This is a genomic window from Thomasclavelia sp. (assembly GCF_047249845.1).
GTDB lineage: Bacteria > Bacillota_I > Bacilli_A > Erysipelotrichales > Coprobacillaceae > Thomasclavelia.
In genome coordinates this window covers 380-1,658 of the sequence record NZ_JBKTWO010000178.1, presented here as the reverse complement: position 1 = coordinate 1,658, position 1,279 = coordinate 380, and the positions used below count along the sequence as shown (strand labels likewise).

The following is a 1,279-nucleotide window of genomic DNA, read 5'->3' as shown; positions in this document are numbered from 1 at the left end:
TCGATATCCAAAACCATAAATTGTTTTTATATTTAAATCAGGCATTTTCTTTCTCAAGCGTCGTAATGTATCATCAACAACACGATCACTTCCAAAGTAATTTTCATCCCATACTTTGGCTAAAACTTGCTCTCTAGAAATAGCAATTCCTTTATTTTTAACAAAATATATTAACAATTCATATTCTTTAGTTGTTAATTCTATTTCTTCTTTATTAAATAAAACTTTACGCTTTTCTTCATCAATTGCATAACCATCAACATTAATTAAAGCAGGATCATCTTTATATACACGTTTTAAAACATTATGTATTCTTAAAATCACTTCTTTGATATTGAAAGGTTTTGTAATATATTCATCACAACCTTTTTCAAGACCAATAATACGATCAAACTCTTGATCTCTAGCACTCATGAAAACAATAGGCATGTTGGGCTTACAATATTTGATTTCATTAAGAAGATCAAATCCACTGCTTTTATCTAACATACTATCAACAATCCATAAATGGACATCATCATCTTTATGTAATAAAGCTTCTTCATATGTATAGAAGGAATAAACAATATATCCCTCTTTTTCTAAATAAGTTCTTACCAAATCATTTAAGTTTTTTTCATCATCTATGATGTTAATACGATATTTCATAAAATCACCTCACTATCACTATATACAAAAGATTGCCATAGAATATGGCAATAATTTGTGATAATATGTGAAACTTTTATTTTTCTACTGCATATCCTTTTGCTTTAATCACATTAACAACCTTTAATACATTTTCATGGCAGATTTCATCGCTTTGTGCCTCAACCATAACACGTACAACAGGTTCAGTTCCACTTTCACGTACTAAAATTCTCCCATCACTTCCCAGAATTTCTTCTACTTCTTTAACAGCTGCTTGAACATCAGGATCTTCTTGTGCTTTCTTTTTATCAGTTACACGAACATTAATTAATAATTGTGGATAAATATCAACCGCTTCAGTTAATTGAGCTAATGTTCTTTTATTTTCAACCATAGTTTCTACAACTTTTAATGATGTTAAAATACCATCACCAGTTGTTGCATGTTTTGAGAAAATAATATGTCCAGATTGTTCTCCACCAATACAGTGTCCATTTTGAACCATATTTTCATAAACATACTTATCACCAACAGCAGTCTTTTCATACTGAATACCCACTTTATCCAATGATTTATATAAACCAAAATTACTCATGATTGTTGTCACAATTGTGTTATTTAACAATTCACCTTTGGATTTAATCTCTAA

At 29.1% G+C, this 1,279-nt stretch carries 1 protein-coding gene and 1 pseudogene; both read right to left on the bottom strand.

Annotation, left to right across the window (positions count from 1 at the left end):
- Positions 1-648: response regulator transcription factor (locus ACLR9T_RS14555; protein ID WP_413110167.1), on the bottom strand; the 648-nt coding region annotated here is incomplete at its 3' end.
- Between the two features lie 76 nt (positions 649-724).
- A pseudogene (locus tag ACLR9T_RS14550) lies at positions 725-1,279 on the bottom strand (phosphoglucosamine mutase); the annotation flags it as partial.